Genomic DNA, 15,821 nt, shown 5'->3' on the forward strand with positions numbered 1-15,821 from the left:
ACAAATACAATTTATGAACGACAAGCGTTATGCCCTGGTTACCGGGGCCAGCCAGGGTTTGGGGAAGGCATTTGCGGTAGAACTGGCCCGGAAAGGTATCGACCTGCTGCTGGTCAGCCTGCCGGAGCAGGGACTGGCCCGGGTGAGTCAGGACATCCGGGACACCTACAGAGTGGACGTCCGGTATTTCGAAACCGACCTGACGGAAATGGAAAACGTGCTTGGCCTCGCCCGCTGGGCCAATGACCATTTCAGAATCTACATCCTGATCAACAATGCCGGAACGGGCGGCACGCGAAAAATTACGGAGGCCGACGCCGACTACATCCGCCGGATAATTCAGCTCAACGTCCTGGCGACCTCGATGCTGACGCACCAGCTGCTGCCGAACCTGCTCCGGCAGCCGGAAGGGTACATCCTGAACGTTTCGAGTCTGGCGGCTTTCAGTCCCATCGGCTATAAAACCGTCTATCCGGCCTCGAAATCGTATATTCACTCCTTCTCCAGGGGGTTGTTTCAGGAGCTGAAAGGCACCAGCGTCTTTGTCAGCGTCGTGAACCCCGGTGCCATGAAAACCAATCCCGAAATCACCAGCCGGGTCGAGAAACAGGGGCTGTTCGGCCGGCTGACCCTGCTCGAACCCGAAAAGGTGGCCCGCATCTGCGTAAAAAAACTGTTCCGGAAAGACAGTGTGATCGTCGTGAACCCGATCAGCTGGTCGGTGCTGCACCTGCTGCCCATCTGGATCAAAATGCCTTTACTGACACGAACCATCAAACGGGAAATTGCCTGATGAGCCGGAAACACGTTTTTGTGACGGGTGCCGGCGGCCTGCTCGGTACCAACCTGGTGCTCGAACTGCTGCGGCAGGGGTATATGGTCAAAGCGCTCCTTCGAAATCCCGCCGGGTTTGCCGGCGGGTCGCATCCGAACCTCCGGCTGGTCCGGGGCAACCTGTTCGAGGATCTCCGCCCCCACCTGGCAGACTGCCGGTATGTGGTCCATGCAGCCGCCGAAACCGGCCAGAACGTCTTTGACTATGCCGGATACGACCGGACCAACGTGGCCGCCACGGTGCAGCTGCTGCGGGCGGCCCACGAAGCCGGGGTCGAGCGGTTCGTCTTCGTCAGTTCGGCCAACACCATCGGGTATTATTCCGACGGCATCGGAGGCACTGAACGCTACCCGATCAAACCGCCGTTCACCGAGTCGTTCTACGCCCTGAGCAAGTGGAATGCCGAGCAGGAGGTGCTGAAGTATGCCGACCGGATGACGGTCTCCATCGTCAATCCGACCTTCATGCTGGGGGCCTACGACACCAGGCCCAGCTCCGGGAAGATCATTCTGATGGGGCTGGACAAATGGGTGATCTTTTACCCGCCGGGGGGCAAGAATTTCGTCCACGTGCGCGATGCGGCCTCCGGCATCGTCCGCTGCCTGATCCACGGCATCAATAAGGAACGTTACCTGCTGGCGGGGGAAAACCTCACCTACCGGGACTTTTTCCGGAAACTGACCGCTCTGAGCGGGGGCCGCCGGCCGGTGCTGGTTCCCATTCCGGCGACGGCCCTCCGGCTGCTGGGCCTGCTGGGGGATGCGGCCCGGAAGCTGCGCATCCGCACCAGCCTCAGTTCCACGAACATGAAGATTCTGGCCGTCCGGAATTATTACGACAACCGCAAATCGGTCGAGACCCTGGGGCTGACCTACCAAAGTCTGGATAAGGCCATCGGGGAAGCCGTGTCCTGGTTCCGGTCGGACGGCCCGGTCCGCTGAACCGGGGCTTTCCGTTTAATAAATGAATCGGACGGTGAATCCGATAAATACCTATCTTCCACCACGTTCGCTTGGCTACCCTTCCTGTCATTTAACGGTATTTCACCCCTTTCCCTTCCCGCATTATCATGGGCAAGAACATCGTCATCTGCTGCGACGGAACGGCCAACGAATGGGCCTCTCCCGACAAGACCTCCAATATCGTCCAGCTCTTCTGCATGCTGCGGAAAGACCCGGCCAATCTCGAGCAGGTTACCTACTACGATCCCGGCGTCGGCACCCGGGGCTTTGCCCAGTGGATGGACTGGTGGGACCAGGCCACCGGCTGGAGCGTCGACGAGAACGTGAAGCAGGCGTATGAGTTTCTGATGAACTTCTACGAAGAGGGCGACCGCATCTATCTGTTCGGTTTCAGCCGGGGCGCCTTCACCGTGCGGGTGCTGTCGGGTCTGATCAGCAAAAGCGGGCTGCTCTTCAAACGGAACGAGAACCTGATCGAATACGCCTTTAAGATTTTCAAGACGTCCAACAACGACGAACAGGCCAGGGATTTTCGCAAAAACCTGTCGCGAGAAGTACCGATTACCTTCCTCGGTGTCTGGGATACGGTCAGCGCCATTCTCCACAAGGTAACGATCCGGAAGCTGCCCCGGTTTTTTGAGGATACCTGCCTCTCCGACCAGGTGAAATATGCCTGTCAGGCTCTGGCCATCGACGATTTCCGCCGGCCGGTCTTCAAACCCATCCTCTGGGGGCCGGTGGAAACTACCGACCGCATGGAGCAGGTCTGGTTCGCCGGAGCGCACTCCGACGTGGGCGGGGGTTATCCTGAAGATGCGCAGGGCCGGCGGCTGGCTCGCGTTCCGCTGCGGTGGATGCTCAAACGGGCGGTCTCCAAAGGGCTTCTGCTGGAGGGTACCGTCGATCTGGAGGGGACCGCCGAACCCCAGGATCACCTGGGCGACTGCAATCGGCCCGACAAGATCATGCCCTGGGCGCTGATGGCCCCCTGGAACGGCCCCCGGCCCATTCCCGACTCCCGGCTGAAAGAGAAAAACGGCCCGATCGTGCTGCCGAGAATTCACGTTTCGGTGGTAAAGCGGCTGAAAAACCGGCCCGACTACCGCCCGAAAAACTTTCCCTCCCGGTACCAGATCGTCGACGACGAAGGCCGGCTGCTCGACCCTGACACCCTCCTGCCGGTGCCCGAACCGCAGGCCATTCCCTTGCCGGTCTAAGCAACTCTCACGGGCAGGCATTCGATCCGTGCGGTGATTGAAAAGGCAAAACAGCTTTTTTGATTACTTTACGGATCAAATGGTAACGTTTGATCCATATCAATTCTCCCGGATGCGGAGGGGCGTCGTTTGTGTTTTGACCGGCGTCCTGCTGCCTTTCTTCGCTCCTGCTCAGGGCGTTGCCTCCGGAAAAGGGGTTTCCGAACCGGATACGGCCTTACGGTCGGTGGTCGAATATTTTCAAAAATACCGGCAGTATACCCGGAAACCGGACCCGTCGCCTGCGCTGCTGGTGACCAAAAACTTTACGGTTACGCTGGGAGATTCGGCCCTGCACCTAAGGAAGCGGACGCTGAATCTGATCAACCCGTTCGGGCCGGAGAAATACCCGCTTTCCTATTCGGTGCTGTATCGGAACCGGCTGGTCAGCCTGCTGGCGCCCGGTTCTTTCGCCTGTTTTCACCCCGAGACCGGGCAACGGGATACCGTCCTCGAAAACCGGCTGAACACCCGGCTTTTCAGCCGCCACTGGCTGCTCGACGGCCGCCTGGTCGGGCAGTCGGGGCGCAGAAACTTCCAGTTCGACCCGGAGCGGGGTTGGCGGAAATTTGCCGGGCAGGTGCCCCTCGGTGAGCGGAACAAACTTTTTGAAGACGATACCTATCTGGTCTATAACGACTGCCGGGGCGAGTTCGGCGGAGAGGTGTTTTTCTATCACAAGCGGACCCGCAAAACCCATGCGGCCACCTCCGTCTGCGCCGTCTGGGTACGTCGCGTATCGGAAGGCTATGAGGTTCTTTCCAACCTCGGGCATATGACAGGCCACGCCTATAAACAGCTCATTCCTAACCCGGAAGCCTTACCGGTATGGCGTCAGCCTTCGAAGCGCCGGACCGATCCCCGGGTCGATGCGGTTGGAGCAGTATGGCCCCGGTTTAACTTTTTAGGTTTACAGATTTTCGGTGGGATCGTATGGGGCAATAGGTCGATATACCTCCTGAACGTGGCCTCCCAGACGTTTCTCGCTACGCAGAATGATCAGACCTTCGCCATCGTCGATCCCTTTTTTACCAAAGATCTTTATGCACACGACCCGGTAACCACCCACTATCCCGGCATAACCCTGATCAACTTTGGCAGGTATGAACTCGGCGTTAACTACGAAAAAACCTGCTTCCTGTTCAGGGAGGGCGAAGTGACTCAGATTCTTTGGAAATGACGCCAGCTTGCCGGTGGGTCCCTCCTCTCCTAAGCCTTATTGGGTTTCAGCCGGTTGAGGGTAAAACAGACCAGATGGTTCGCCGGCGAATCGCAGGCCGGAGTTAGCCGTCATACCGGAACAGGGCTTCGTAATGATCGGAAGGGTTCAGAATGCCGCCACTGTGCCGGTAGAAGTCGTCGTCCAGTTCGAAGACGCCGTTCCTGACCTTCGTCCAGGAAGCTCCGGCGGCCGGGTGGTATTGCTGCATGGCCGACCAGTTCCGGTAGTTCATGTCGCCGTTGGTTTCCAGCAGGCCCATACCGAGGCCGGGGAAGGGAGCCAGCCGGGCGGCCAGATTTTTGTGCCAGTCGACCAGAATCGGATTGACCGTCAGGTCGGCGCAGAGGCAGGGCACCCCGCGTTCGTGGGCCAGTTTCGCCAGTTTCAGTGACAGGCTCAGCGTTTTGGCGACGCCTTTCAGCACCAGCGCCCGGTACCCCTGATCGAGTCGTCGCAGGGCGCCGGCTTCGTCGTGAACGCTCTCGTCGCCGGCCACCGGAATCCCGAGGTCGGAGACGTCTTCCTCGTTTTCCTCCCGGAGCGGTTCCTCGATCAGCACGATCCGGTCCAGCGCGCCGATGGCTTTGGCGTGGTCGAGGTAGCGCAGCAGCGTTTCCTTCCGCTCGTAACGGGCGTTGGCATCGAGCGTATACACCACCTTTCCCGTGGGGGTCCGGTCCGTTTCGGCCTGCCCGACGGCGCGGTGAATCTGGGTGAGCCGTTCCATATCCTTCCGGACCATCTCCTCCTGCGAACCGGGATAACCGGTCTTGATTTTCAGCACGAAATAGCCCTGCGCCACCGCCTGCCTCAGTTCCCCGACCGGCATCCCGTACGGAATCTGATACATAACGGCCACCTTGTCGCTGCGGTGGGAAAGGGCGGGCCGGTACGGTTCAGGGATCAGTTCGTCGAAGGTAGTGTACCCGTTCTCGGCAGCATACAGGCCCCAGGCGGCATTATCGACGCTGATGAGGGCGTTGTAGATGAAGGCCGGGTGCAGGTCGGCTTTTCCCGTCAGGCGGTGAGCTTCCACCATCACCTCGGGCAGAATCCGGTCCAGCAGGTCCATCGGGGTAAAAAACGGCGACTGTCTTACCCGCAGCAGCGTCCGTTCGACCAGCGCATACATCAGGGCGTTGCCGCCGGCTTCGGAGTAAGCCGCAAACAGGTCGGCATCACCGTACAGCACGCTCTGCGTCGCCAGGCCGACGGCGCTGCGGCCCGTGTCGGCCTCCAGCCGGGCGGCCACCTGCCAGAGTTCGGTCAGGTAGCCGCCCTTGAAGCCGAAGGACCGAATGAGGGGCTCGCGCTCGAAGTTGGAGTCGGTCCGGGCGACCCGGATGAGGTTCAGGCTGGACATGGCGGTTCGTCAGAGCAGGACGGTTTCCTGCGTCAGCCACTGCTTCACGAAGGCGTCGTCGTTCAGATGCGGATAGGCCGCATAGACCCGGTCGATCTCCTCCATCTGGCCGGGCGACAGGTCCTCGGCCGGATTCAGGCACCAGCGGCCCTCCAGCAGACCCTGACGGCGCAGCACCTCGTGCAGACCGGCGATGCAGCCGTGGAAGGCGTGGCCGGGGTCGAAAAAGGCCGCGTTGCTGTCGGTCACCTCGACGTTCCGGACCAGGAGTTCGGCCAGTCCGGTGTGGCCGCCGGCCCGGCAGGCTTTGATCTCCGCCAGCAGTTCGACGGCTTTTCTGGTCCAGACGGCCCAATGGCCCAGCAACCCGCCGACAAAGCTTTTTTCCACCGTCCGGCCGTCGACCGCAAACCGGTAGGTCGTCAGCAGGTCGGCCACGATGTTGTCGTCGTTGCCGGTATAGAGTGCGATCTCGTCCCGGCGGCTCGAATGGCAGACCGCCCGCACGACATCCAGCGTCTGGTAGCGATTAAAGCTGGCGACCTTGATGGCGTGAATGTTCGGAATGTCGGCGAACTCCTTCCAGAATTCGTAGCTGAAGATGCGCCCGCCTACCGAAGGCTGAAGGTAGAACCCGAATACCGGAATGACCCCGGCCACCGCCCGGACGCGATCCAGAATGGCGGCTTCGGTCCAACCCTGCAACCCGCCCATGCTCAGCAGGCCCAGGTTGTAGCCGTAGCGGAGCGCCAGCCGGGCTTCGTTCAGGGCCTGTTCGGTCGGGCCGACGAGGCCGGCCACCTTGATGAACGGCCGGTTCAGGGCGGCTTCCGCAATCTCGTCGGCGGCCGTTTTCAGGACGGTTTCGTACAGGTTGATCCTGGGATCGCGGATTTCGAACTGGGTGGTATGGACACCCACGGCCACTCCGCCCGCCCCGCCGGCGATGTAATAGCGGGTCAGCCCGCGCTGTCGTTTTTCGTCGAACCGGCGCGATGCGTTCAGGGCCAGCGGGTGGGCCGGAATGACGGTGCCCTCGTGGAGCAGGGCCTGGATGTCGGGACGTAGGGAAGTAGCGTTCATACCGGGTCAGAATTTACCGTTGCGTACCTGAAAATGAGTCGGTTTGTTGAGTTGACCGCCCCCACCCTGAAGCCAGGCGACGGTCATTTCCATCATCTGGCGGAGCGTTACGCGTGGATACCCGAACAGCCGGAAGGCTTCCGAGGCATTGCTCAGCAGCGCCGTCGTCTGGGCCTCACCGGTAAACCGGGGTTCTTTGCCCAGCATCTTCCCGTACTCCTGCGCCAGCCACTGAATCGAGACGGTTTCCGGGCCGGTGACATTCAGCACCCGGGCCGGAACGGAGCAGTGGCGGAGGGCGCGGAGGGCGATTTCGTTGGCGTCGCCCTGCCAGATGACGTTGGCGTTGCCCATCGTCAGGTCGATCGGCTTTTCGGCCAGGACCGATTTGGCGACTTCCAGCAGCACCCCGTAGCGGAGGTCGATGGCGTAGTTCAGGCGGTAGATCAGGGTCGGGGTATTGTTCTTTTCGGCGAAATACTGAAACACCCGCTCCCGGCCCAGACACGACTGGCCGTACTCCCCGACGGGTTCGGGCGGGGTCGCTTCCGTGGCTCCTCCGGAAGTGACCGGCGTAAACGGGTAGACGTTGCCCGTCGAGAAGGCCACGATGCGCGAGTTCCGGAATTTTTCGGCTACCCGGCCGGGCAGGTAGGCGTTCATCGCCCAGGTGAAGGCTTCCTTGCCGGTGGTACCGAATTTGGTCCCGGCCAGATACAGCACGTTGGCCACCTCGGGCAGGGCCGCCAGTTCGGACTCGTCGAGCAGGTCGGCGGAGAGGGTTTCGATGCCGTCGGCTTCAAGTGCACCCTGCACCGTTTTATCCGAAAACCGGGAAACGCCGATGACGCGTTTCTGCATCCCGGCCTGCCGGATGGCCTGCCGCGCCAGCCGGGCAAGACTCGGCCCCATCTTGCCCCCGATGCCGAGAATGAGGATGTCTCCGTCGAGTTCATACAGATCGGACACCAGGGCGGCCGAGGGTCGGGTCAGTTCCTGTTCCAGTGCCTGTAAATCATTCATATAGAAAACGAGAACAAACTACTTGAAAAACAATTGGTTGACATTACTCAGCGCCAGTCCGAAAATCACCAGCAGCCCTAGCCCGGCCGCTATTCGGGCGGCCGTCGAATTGACATACCGGCCCATGATCCGGGCGTCGTTGCCGATGGCGTACATGGCGACGCCGATAAACGGGACGACCAGAATCGTGACGCTCTGGGCAAAGATGATCAGTTGCAGCGGCAGCTTGCCGAAGATGATGGCGATGGACGCGCCGACCACCATCACCAGGGCGATCAGCAGTTTGACGACCTTCGAGCTTAACTGGCTGCCGTAGCCGAGGGCCTCGCCCAGGAGCGTCCCGCCCACGGAGGCATTGCCCACCAGTGAGGAGAAAGAGGCCCCGAACAGGCCGAGCAGGAACAGACCGGAGGCATACGACCCGAAAATGGGTTCCAGCGCCCGGCCCATGTCCGACGCGCTGGCGACTTTCAGGCCCTTCGGATGCAGGACGGCGGCCGCGCAGATCAGCACCGTGGCGCTCATGAAACCCATCAGGGCCATGCCCGTCACGGTATCCACCCGCTGCTCGCGGACCTTCGGGTTGACCCGCACCCGCTCCTGTACCAGATAGGCCTGATAAAAAGCGCCCACAATGGAAAAACAGGAGGCCGTAAAGGCGATCACCAGCCCCAGCGACCCCGTCGGGACCGAGGGGACGAAACCCGTCACCACGTCCGAATAATCGGGACCGGAGAGCGCCAGCGTCACCACGAACGCCACCACCATTACCCCGATCAGCAGGATCATCAGCTGTTCCAGTACCCTGTAGAAAGTGCGGAAGAACAGCAGCCCGATGCCGAGGGCCGTAAACAGCACAATCCAGACGTTGACCGGCGTGTGGGTGGCCTCGGCGATGGAGATGCCTACCCCGATGGAGTTGCCCGCCTGAAAGGAGGTCGCCACCAGGAAGACGCCCACGCCCACCGCTACGGCTGCCGGGTTGCCCCACTTCTCCCGGATGGTCGCCAGCAGGGACTGCCGGGTCGCCAGCCCGATGCGGGAGGCCATCGCCGTAAAGACGGTCATGAAAAAGATGGCCATGACGATGATCCAGAGCAGGGCATAGCCGTATTCGGCCCCCATCTTGGAGGTGATCGTCATTTTGCTCGGCCCGAACACCAGGGCGGCCGTGATCAGGCTGGGGCCTAAGGAAGACCACCAGCCCCGGAAGGACCGGGCGGGCGTCCGGGCGACGGACGGAGAGGGCGTTTCAGCCGGGGAATGCGGAGTTTTGGAAGGCATGACGGATTCGGTGTTTACTTCTTGCCGGATCGTCCCGACCGGGGACGAAACCGGGCTCGGCAGTTCGTCACAGAGAGTTCAGCAGGGCTTTGGCAGGCATCAGCTGTGCGGCCGCCGGGGTGCCGGAGAGCTTCTCCACCTCAAAGGCATTCAGGGCTTTATCCAGCTGCGCGGCCTTGTCGGCCTGGCCTTTCTTCCCGAACTCATCCCGGAGGATTCGGATTTTTTCGTAATCCTGAATGCCTTCGATGAGCCGCTCGAACCGGACGGAAGTGCGCGGCCCCGGATAGACGATGTAGGTGTCCCCGGCCGGCCAGGTCCGAAAGCGCGAATCGCGGAGGGGATCTTTCACCCAGCAGTTGTAGGCCCAGCGCAGGTAACCGTCGTAGCCTTTGTTGGCCGCAAACCAGCTGATCCAGGCGGCTTCGGCCGGGGGCGAAAAGGTGAAGGTGTTCGGATAGCGTTCGGAGCAGCAGGTGTAGTAGGTAGTATTGAACCCGGCCTGCCGCCGGCGCTGCATCGTGGGCGCATCGACCTCCTGGTTGGTGGCGACACAATAATCGATCAGATCGTTCTGTAATTCAGGGTGATACAGCCCCGCCAGCGACAGCTTGAAGTCCTTGTCCACACTTTTGATCAGCGACAGAGCCTGCTGCATGGCTTCCATCGGCCGCTCGTCCATGGCGATGGTGGTTTTTTCGAACCAGCCTTTCTCCTTCAGGTGCCGGGCAAAATCCGTCAGCATGGGCCGCCAGTGGGCCTCGTATTCGGGCGTGCCGGTTTTGGCGATGAGGAAGGTATCCTTCCGGGCGGCTTCGTCGTAGTAACTGAACTTCAGATTCCACGGAATCATGCTGTAACAGTTGATGAACCGGTCGATGCCGAGGTCCATCATGTAGGTCACCCAGCGGTCGAAAATCGTGTAGTCGAAGGCCCAGGTACCGTCCTTCTTTCGGGTCCACTGCACCATCGAGCCGTACACGTCTTCGGTCTGGCTCCGCCAGGGGTCGTTGATGATGGTGGCGGTAATCGACTTCTGCCCGGCGTCGGCCAGCATTTTCATATAAGGCCGCATCAGCTCCATGTGTTCCGGCGACCATACCTTCACGCCATGCACCCGGGCCACCGAGTACGGGTTCTGCCATAGGTCCAGGTGAAACTTCCAGTCTTTGGGCGCGGGCAGCGTCCGGTTCAGCACCTCGACGGTGTAGGTCAGCTGCGCCGGCCGGCCCGAGGTTCCGGCGACGGAGACCGTCCCGGTGTAGGTTCCGGCCGGCGTGGCCGGAGGCACCGAAACGCTCAGCCAGACCGGCTGGGTGGTACGTTGCGGAATGTCCAGCACGCTCGTGAGATCGATGGGGTCGGCCACCAGCGAGGAGTCGTATTTGCCGGGGGGGCGCTGGTCGCAGCCCCCGCCGGTAGGCGGCAGGCCGTCCGTCATGACATACCGGACAAACCGGGCGGAGATGCTCCCGGCCGGAATCGAATTGCCTTTGGCGTCTTTGGCGTCGGTCCAGCTCAGACGGGTTTGCGGCAGGGCCGACGCACTCCAGATCACCGCCTGGGTGTGGACCTTCTCCCCTTTCCAGGCTTTCGTCGTCCAGGTTTTCCTTAGGCTGGCCGAAACCGGGGCCGCGTGTTTCGCGTAGCGGACGTCGGCGGTGCCGAAACTGAGGTTCAGCCCCGGTTTCACCGATGCCCAGGCGGCCGCCGGAGCCGGTTTCGGGTCGGGCAGTTCCTGATACCGGGTCAGGTCCACCGGCTGGGCAAAGGCCCCGGCGGCAGACAGGCAAAGGGTAAGGGCAAGCCAGTACTTCCTCATCGAAGAAAAGATTAAAGGTCGGGTTGGGAATCGAATGATCATTTTCAATTTCAATATGGCCAAAATAATTGAACCAAAGACACCGCCCGGTCGGGAAAGTACCCGATGGGGGCAGCTGACTACCTCTCTCCCGGCGACACGCAGCCGTCGTCCAGGCGGCCGAAGCGCTCCGAAAAATGAATCTGCTCCTCCACGACCTTATCCTGACCGGGTTTTCAGATTATGCCATGCCCAATTTCCTCGGCCCGTTCGGGGGATTTGGTGATCCTAAAGAGGTAGTTTGGGGAAGCGTTCATCCTGAAGAAAGAGGGACTCCAGACCACCCCCCGGCCCCCTCCTTGCTAAGGAGGGGGAGAGCTCTGCCCGATTCAAACTCTGCGGAGCCACCCCCTCTTTACAAAGGAGGGGTCGGACCGGCGCTCCGGCAGGGGGGTGGTCAGCGGGAGGGCAAACCGGTCGGGAAAGCACCTTTTCCCTTCCCCAAACGACCTCTTTTTAGAGGTAAAGGCCCGGATGCCGGTGATGATGACTGAAACGGGCAGCCAACGCTTTCTCGTCCCGCAGCGAAACACACCGCAAAACGTCGTTTTCCTGAGGCAGGGCAGATGAATAAGACCTGATTCGTGAATAACTACCGGTGCCGCTTTCCGGTTAAAGATAAACCGGCCGCCGTGAGTTTAGAATTTTCGATTTATGCAGTCTGCGTTTATCCAAACGAATCACCTCCGTCTGCATGTCATGCAGGCCGGACCGCCCGACGGCCCCCTGGTGATTCTGCTGCACGGCTTTCCGGAGTTCTGGTATGGCTGGCGGCACCAGATCGAACCGCTGGCCGCGGCCGGATTTCGGGTCTGGGCGCCCGACCAGCGCGGCTACAACCTCAGTGACAAACCGCCGGGCGTTGAATCCTATACGCTCGACCGGCTGGGGGCCGACATTCTGGGCCTGATGGATGCCGCCGGGGTGCAGAAGGCGAGTGTCGTCGGGCACGACTGGGGCGGGGGCGTTGCCTGGTGGCTGGCCCTGAACCATCCCGAACGGCTTCACCGGGTTGCCATTCTGAATATGCCCCATTTCAGGGTGCTGTCCCATACGCTCCGGACCAGACCCCGCCAGATGCTCCGAAGCTGGTATGCGGCTTTCTTCCAGCTGCCCAACCTGCCCGAATGGCTCCTCCGGCGCGGCAACTGGTGGCCGGCCACCCGGATGCTCCGCCGAACCAGCAACCCCGGCACGTTTTCGGACGACGATCTGAACCAATACCGGCGTGCCTGGAGCCGGCCCGGCCCCACCGGCAGCCCGGCCCTGCGGACGATGATTCACTGGTACCGGGCTTTCGTACGGAAACACCCGTTCCGGCCCCGGAGCCCACGGGTCCGGGTGCCGCTGCTGCTGATCTGGGGCCGCCGGGATTCGGCGCTCATTCCGGAGATGGCCCGGCCCAGCATCGATCTCTGCGACGGTGGAAAACTGGTTTTCCTGGAAGAGGCCACCCACTGGGTTCAGCATGAAGCCGCCGACCGGGTCAACTCCCTCCTGATCGGGTGGATGCGCTGAGCGGCTGGTCCGCCGTCCGGTGAAAGTTTATGGGCCGCGAAGCATTAAAACCGGCGGGGTCTTTTCCTTTTCGGGAAGAAACCCTCCCGGCTCCCACGCCGGCCCGTTCCGAAACGCCCCGATGAAGCGACGCCTGATCCTGATTGCCCTTGTTTTTCTGTTCAATGCCTCTACCCGCCGGAACCTGAACTGGGTCGCCATCGGCGATTCGATCACCTACCTGAACGAGCACCTGAAAGAAACCGGCGACCGGGTGACCAGGGGGTACATGACCCGGGTAATCGAGAAGCTGCCCCACATCAACTACGTCAATCAGGGGCATAACGGCTGGACGGCCATCCGGATCGCCGAGCAGATCGACAAGCTGAATCTGACCAAAGCGGACGTGTACTCCATTTTTCTGGGAACGAACGACTGGTGGGGCAGCCGGCCGCTGGGCCGGCTGAAGGATTACCGGGACAATACCGGCAACGGCACGGTCAACGGAGCCTTCCGCACCATCGTCGACAAGCTGCGGAGCCTGAACCCCGACGCCCGGATCATCCTGATCACGCCCATGCAGCGGGTCGATTTCGTCTACCTGTTTAACTTCAAAAACAACGCCTACGGCTCCTATAAGCCTAAAAACGGACAGACGCTGGAAGCCTTCGCCCAGGCCGTGGACTCCATCGGCCGTCTGGAACGCCTGCCGGTGGTGGACCTCTATCACCTGAAGGGTCTGGGTATGAGGGAGCTGGTCCGGTTCAAACGGCTGAAGGACCCGCAGACAGGCGCCTACCGGAATTATTCCTACCCCGACTTCATCGACGTACCCTTCAACCCCGAAACCGACGAATACCCCTACCCCATCGAAGCCGTCGGCAAGACCTACGACGGCCTGCATCCTTCCGACGCCGGCTACCAGCTCATCAGCCGCCGACTGGTCCGGATCATGAAGAAATATTGATGTCCGGAAGCCTAACCGACTTCCCGGGCGGGTTGGCCCGGAGCCGCCTTTATTCGCTCTTCAGTACCTTCGCCGGATTGCTCCGGGCCGCTTTCACGGTCTGCGATCCGATCAGGATGAACGCGATCAGCAATACCGCCCCCAGGCCGATGAACAACTCGGCAACCTGCACGGGGGTGTGATACGGAAAGTGGGTAAGCACTACGTTTTCGAAGAAAAGGTACGTTACGGGCAGAGCGATCAGGGCCGATAATGACAACTGAACGAGAAAACCGCGGCTCAGTAAGAAGACAAGGCTGCCCGGTCCGGCGCCCATCACTTTGCGGATGCTGATCTCCTTCAGCCTGGTTTCGGTAGTGAACGCCACCATGCCGAACAATCCCATCGAAGCGATGGAAATGGCGAGGAAAGAGAGGAAGCCGATGATCTTGATCATGGCCGAAAATTCGCTGTAGGCCTCTTCGATGGCCTCGTCGTAGAACTGAGCCTCGAACGGATGAACCCGATCGATTTCCTTCCATGCCGACTCGATCCTGGCCAGGGTCGCCGGCATATCGGTACTGCGTATTTTGGCATTGATCGTGGCCCTGTTCTCCGGGGTCCAGGACAGGAAGGCTACCGGCCCGATGAGGTTGTCGACCTTGCCGTAATGAAAATCCCTGATGACGCCGACAATGGTCATCTTCCGCGGACTGATGTTGAAACTGCTGAAGGTGATCACCTCCCCGATGGCTTTTTCGGGATCGTTGCCCGCAATATTGAACCGTTTCAGGACCTGCTGGTTCACGATCACTTCCGTGGCCGCGTCGGCGGTGGTGGGTCGTGCCTTAAAATTTCCTCCGGCAATGAGCTTGTATTCATGTAACGGCAGATAGTTCTCGTCGACGTGGTTGGTCAGGACCAGCACCGAATCCCGCGAGTCCCGGTATTTCATGAAACCGCCCCAGGCGTTGCCGACGCTGGTGATGATGTGCGACCGGGACAGGGCGCTTACTTCCGGCATTTCGCTCAGTTTTTTGAGTAGCACATCGGGTTTATTCCCCTGCATATCGATGTTCAGGATGTTTTCCGTGTTGAATCCCAGATCGAAAGCCAGGATGTTCTTATACTGCACATAGCCGATGGCGGTGGTGGTGATGAAGATCAGGGTGAGCGTATACTGAACCACCACCAGGGCGCGCCGGAGGGTTACGTGTTTAAATACCTTCACCGTCGACACATTTTTGAGGGCATTGATCGCGCTGACTTTCGAAAAGAAGACGGCGGGCATGAAACCGGCCATCACCCCGACGGTGATCGAAAAGAGGATGAAGGCCGCGACCATGGCCGGAGTGAGTTCGAGCTTCACCGTGCGCTGCATCTCCGGAGCCAGGCTGATCAGCAGCGGCCGCAATCCGAGAAACAGGAAGTAGGACAGAAGCAGGGCCGCCAGGGAGATCATGATGGCCTCCGCCAGAAACTGCTGCCGGATCTGGCCCTTACCGGCGCCGATCGCTTTGCGAAGACCCACTTCCTTGAAACGGCGCATGGCCCGCGCAATCGACAGGTTGGTATAGTTGAAACACGCCGACAGGATCACGATGAGGGCAAGCCCGCCGAGGATCCAAAGCACCACCGGGGGCATGTGAGGGCCGATGGAGCCAGGCCCCCCCTCGGAGGCCCGCAGACTCTCCCCGACGACGATCTCGTATAAAGGAAGGAGTTCGAGCCGGATCCTGGTGGGTTCGCCGGCGAGATTTTCCTGCTTCGCGATGGCGTCGAGCTGCGACTGAATGGAGGCCCGATCGGCATTTTCCGGCAGCCGGACGTACACGAAGTTCGACGACATGTTTGTCCATTTCTCAAAGCTGCCGTCGTTTCGGTGGAGCTGACCGGCCGTCGACAGCGATACCAGCGCTTCGAAACTGAGGTGCGAAAAGAAGGGAACGTCCTTCATGACACCGGTCACCTGGTAGGGAAGTGAATTGAAATGGATGGCCTTCCCCAGCGCCGACCGGCCGCCGAACAGCTTTTTCGCGGCCGTCTCCGTCAGAACGACCGAATAAGGTTCTTTCAGGGCCGTTTCGGGATTACCCTCCAGCAAGGGAAACGTAAAGATCCGGAATAGCGACGGGTCCGCCCAGAAGCCCCTGATGGGCAGAACCTGGTCGCCCACCTTGGCGTCCTGCGAAAAATCGTTGCGCAGAATGGCCACTTCTTCGATGCCCGGTACTTTCTCCCGGATCAGCTTTCCGGCCTTGATGGAGGTGGTGGCATACTTGCCCCCGGATCGCGACCCGCCTTGCTCGCCTTCGGCAGTCACGACGCTGGTAATGCGATAAATTCTCTCCCCATCCTTATGAAACCGGTCGTACGAACGCAGGTCGAGGACGAACGCGATCAGAAGTAACCCGACGGACATACTGATGGCCAGGCCGACGATATTGATGAAGGAGAACAGCTTGTTGCGCATTAAGTTGCGTCTCGAA

The 15,821-nt window shown here is 60.6% G+C and carries 12 protein-coding genes; 6 read left to right on the plus strand and 6 right to left on the minus strand.

The features are described from left to right. The first annotated feature begins 13 nt into the window (after positions 1-13). From DX909_RS26405 to DX909_RS26420, 4 genes are all read left to right on the plus strand, one after another. Positions 14-793 carry an SDR family NAD(P)-dependent oxidoreductase gene (locus DX909_RS26405; protein WP_128548253.1) on the plus strand — a complete coding sequence of 260 codons (780 nt, stop codon included), beginning with the start codon at positions 14-16 and terminating at the stop codon, positions 791-793. Then, positions 793-1,776, plus strand: coding sequence for an NAD-dependent epimerase/dehydratase family protein (locus DX909_RS26410; RefSeq protein ID WP_128548254.1), 984 nt, complete (start codon positions 793-795; stop codon positions 1,774-1,776). The genes DX909_RS26405 and DX909_RS26410 overlap by 1 nt, the downstream gene beginning before the upstream one ends. Before the next feature lie 128 nt (positions 1,777-1,904). Next, entirely contained in the window at positions 1,905-3,014 is a 1,110-nt protein-coding gene (locus tag DX909_RS26415; RefSeq protein ID WP_128548255.1) for a T6SS phospholipase effector Tle1-like catalytic domain-containing protein, read from the plus strand. Between the two features lie 79 nt (positions 3,015-3,093). Next, a complete protein-coding gene (locus tag DX909_RS26420; RefSeq protein ID WP_128548256.1) occupies positions 3,094-4,233 on the plus strand; it encodes a hypothetical protein in 1,140 nt (379 codons plus the stop codon). 103 nt (positions 4,234-4,336) lie between these two features. Here the strand turns inward: DX909_RS26420 and DX909_RS26425 are convergent, their stop codons facing one another. The 5 genes from DX909_RS26425 to DX909_RS26445 all read right to left on the minus strand — a co-directional run bounded on the left by DX909_RS26425 (position 4,337) and on the right by DX909_RS26445 (position 10,850). Continuing rightward, the gene (locus DX909_RS26425; RefSeq protein ID WP_128548257.1) at positions 4,337-5,638 is read right to left on the minus strand and encodes an enolase C-terminal domain-like protein; all 1,302 of its coding nucleotides are present in this window, start codon (positions 5,636-5,638) and stop codon (positions 4,337-4,339) included. A 9-nt stretch (positions 5,639-5,647) separates the two neighbouring features. Then, positions 5,648-6,721, minus strand: a complete 1,074-nt coding sequence (locus tag DX909_RS26430) for a dihydrodipicolinate synthase family protein (protein WP_128548258.1) — start codon at positions 6,719-6,721, stop codon at positions 5,648-5,650. A gap of 6 nt (positions 6,722-6,727) precedes the next feature. Further along, positions 6,728-7,744, minus strand: a complete 1,017-nt coding sequence (locus DX909_RS26435; protein ID WP_128548259.1) for an NAD-dependent epimerase/dehydratase family protein — start codon at positions 7,742-7,744, stop codon at positions 6,728-6,730. A gap of 18 nt (positions 7,745-7,762) precedes the next feature. Next, a complete protein-coding gene (locus tag DX909_RS26440; RefSeq protein ID WP_128548260.1) occupies positions 7,763-9,028 on the minus strand; it encodes an Nramp family divalent metal transporter in 1,266 nt (421 codons plus the stop codon). 67 nt (positions 9,029-9,095) lie between these two features. Continuing rightward, entirely contained in the window at positions 9,096-10,850 is a 1,755-nt protein-coding gene (locus tag DX909_RS26445; protein WP_128548261.1) for a DUF4091 domain-containing protein, read from the minus strand. A gap of 693 nt (positions 10,851-11,543) precedes the next feature. Between DX909_RS26445 and DX909_RS26450 the strand changes: the two genes are divergently transcribed. Both DX909_RS26450 and DX909_RS26455 read left to right on the plus strand, forming a co-directional pair. Next, positions 11,544-12,407, plus strand: a complete 864-nt coding sequence (locus DX909_RS26450; protein ID WP_128548262.1) for an alpha/beta fold hydrolase — start codon at positions 11,544-11,546, stop codon at positions 12,405-12,407. A 121-nt stretch (positions 12,408-12,528) separates the two neighbouring features. Then, positions 12,529-13,353 (plus strand): SGNH/GDSL hydrolase family protein, encoded by an 825-nt coding sequence (locus tag DX909_RS26455; protein ID WP_128548263.1) that lies wholly within the window; start codon positions 12,529-12,531, stop codon positions 13,351-13,353. Between the two features lie 49 nt (positions 13,354-13,402). On the opposite strand, the gene DX909_RS26460 is transcribed toward DX909_RS26455, so the two are convergent. Next, a complete protein-coding gene (locus DX909_RS26460) occupies positions 13,403-15,805 on the minus strand; it encodes an ABC transporter permease (protein WP_310589886.1) in 2,403 nt (800 codons plus the stop codon). Positions 15,806-15,821: the final 16 nt, after the last annotated feature.

Origin of the sequence: Larkinella soli, from assembly GCF_003703975.1 — a bacterium.
Classification (GTDB): domain Bacteria; phylum Bacteroidota; class Bacteroidia; order Cytophagales; family Spirosomataceae; genus Larkinella; species Larkinella soli.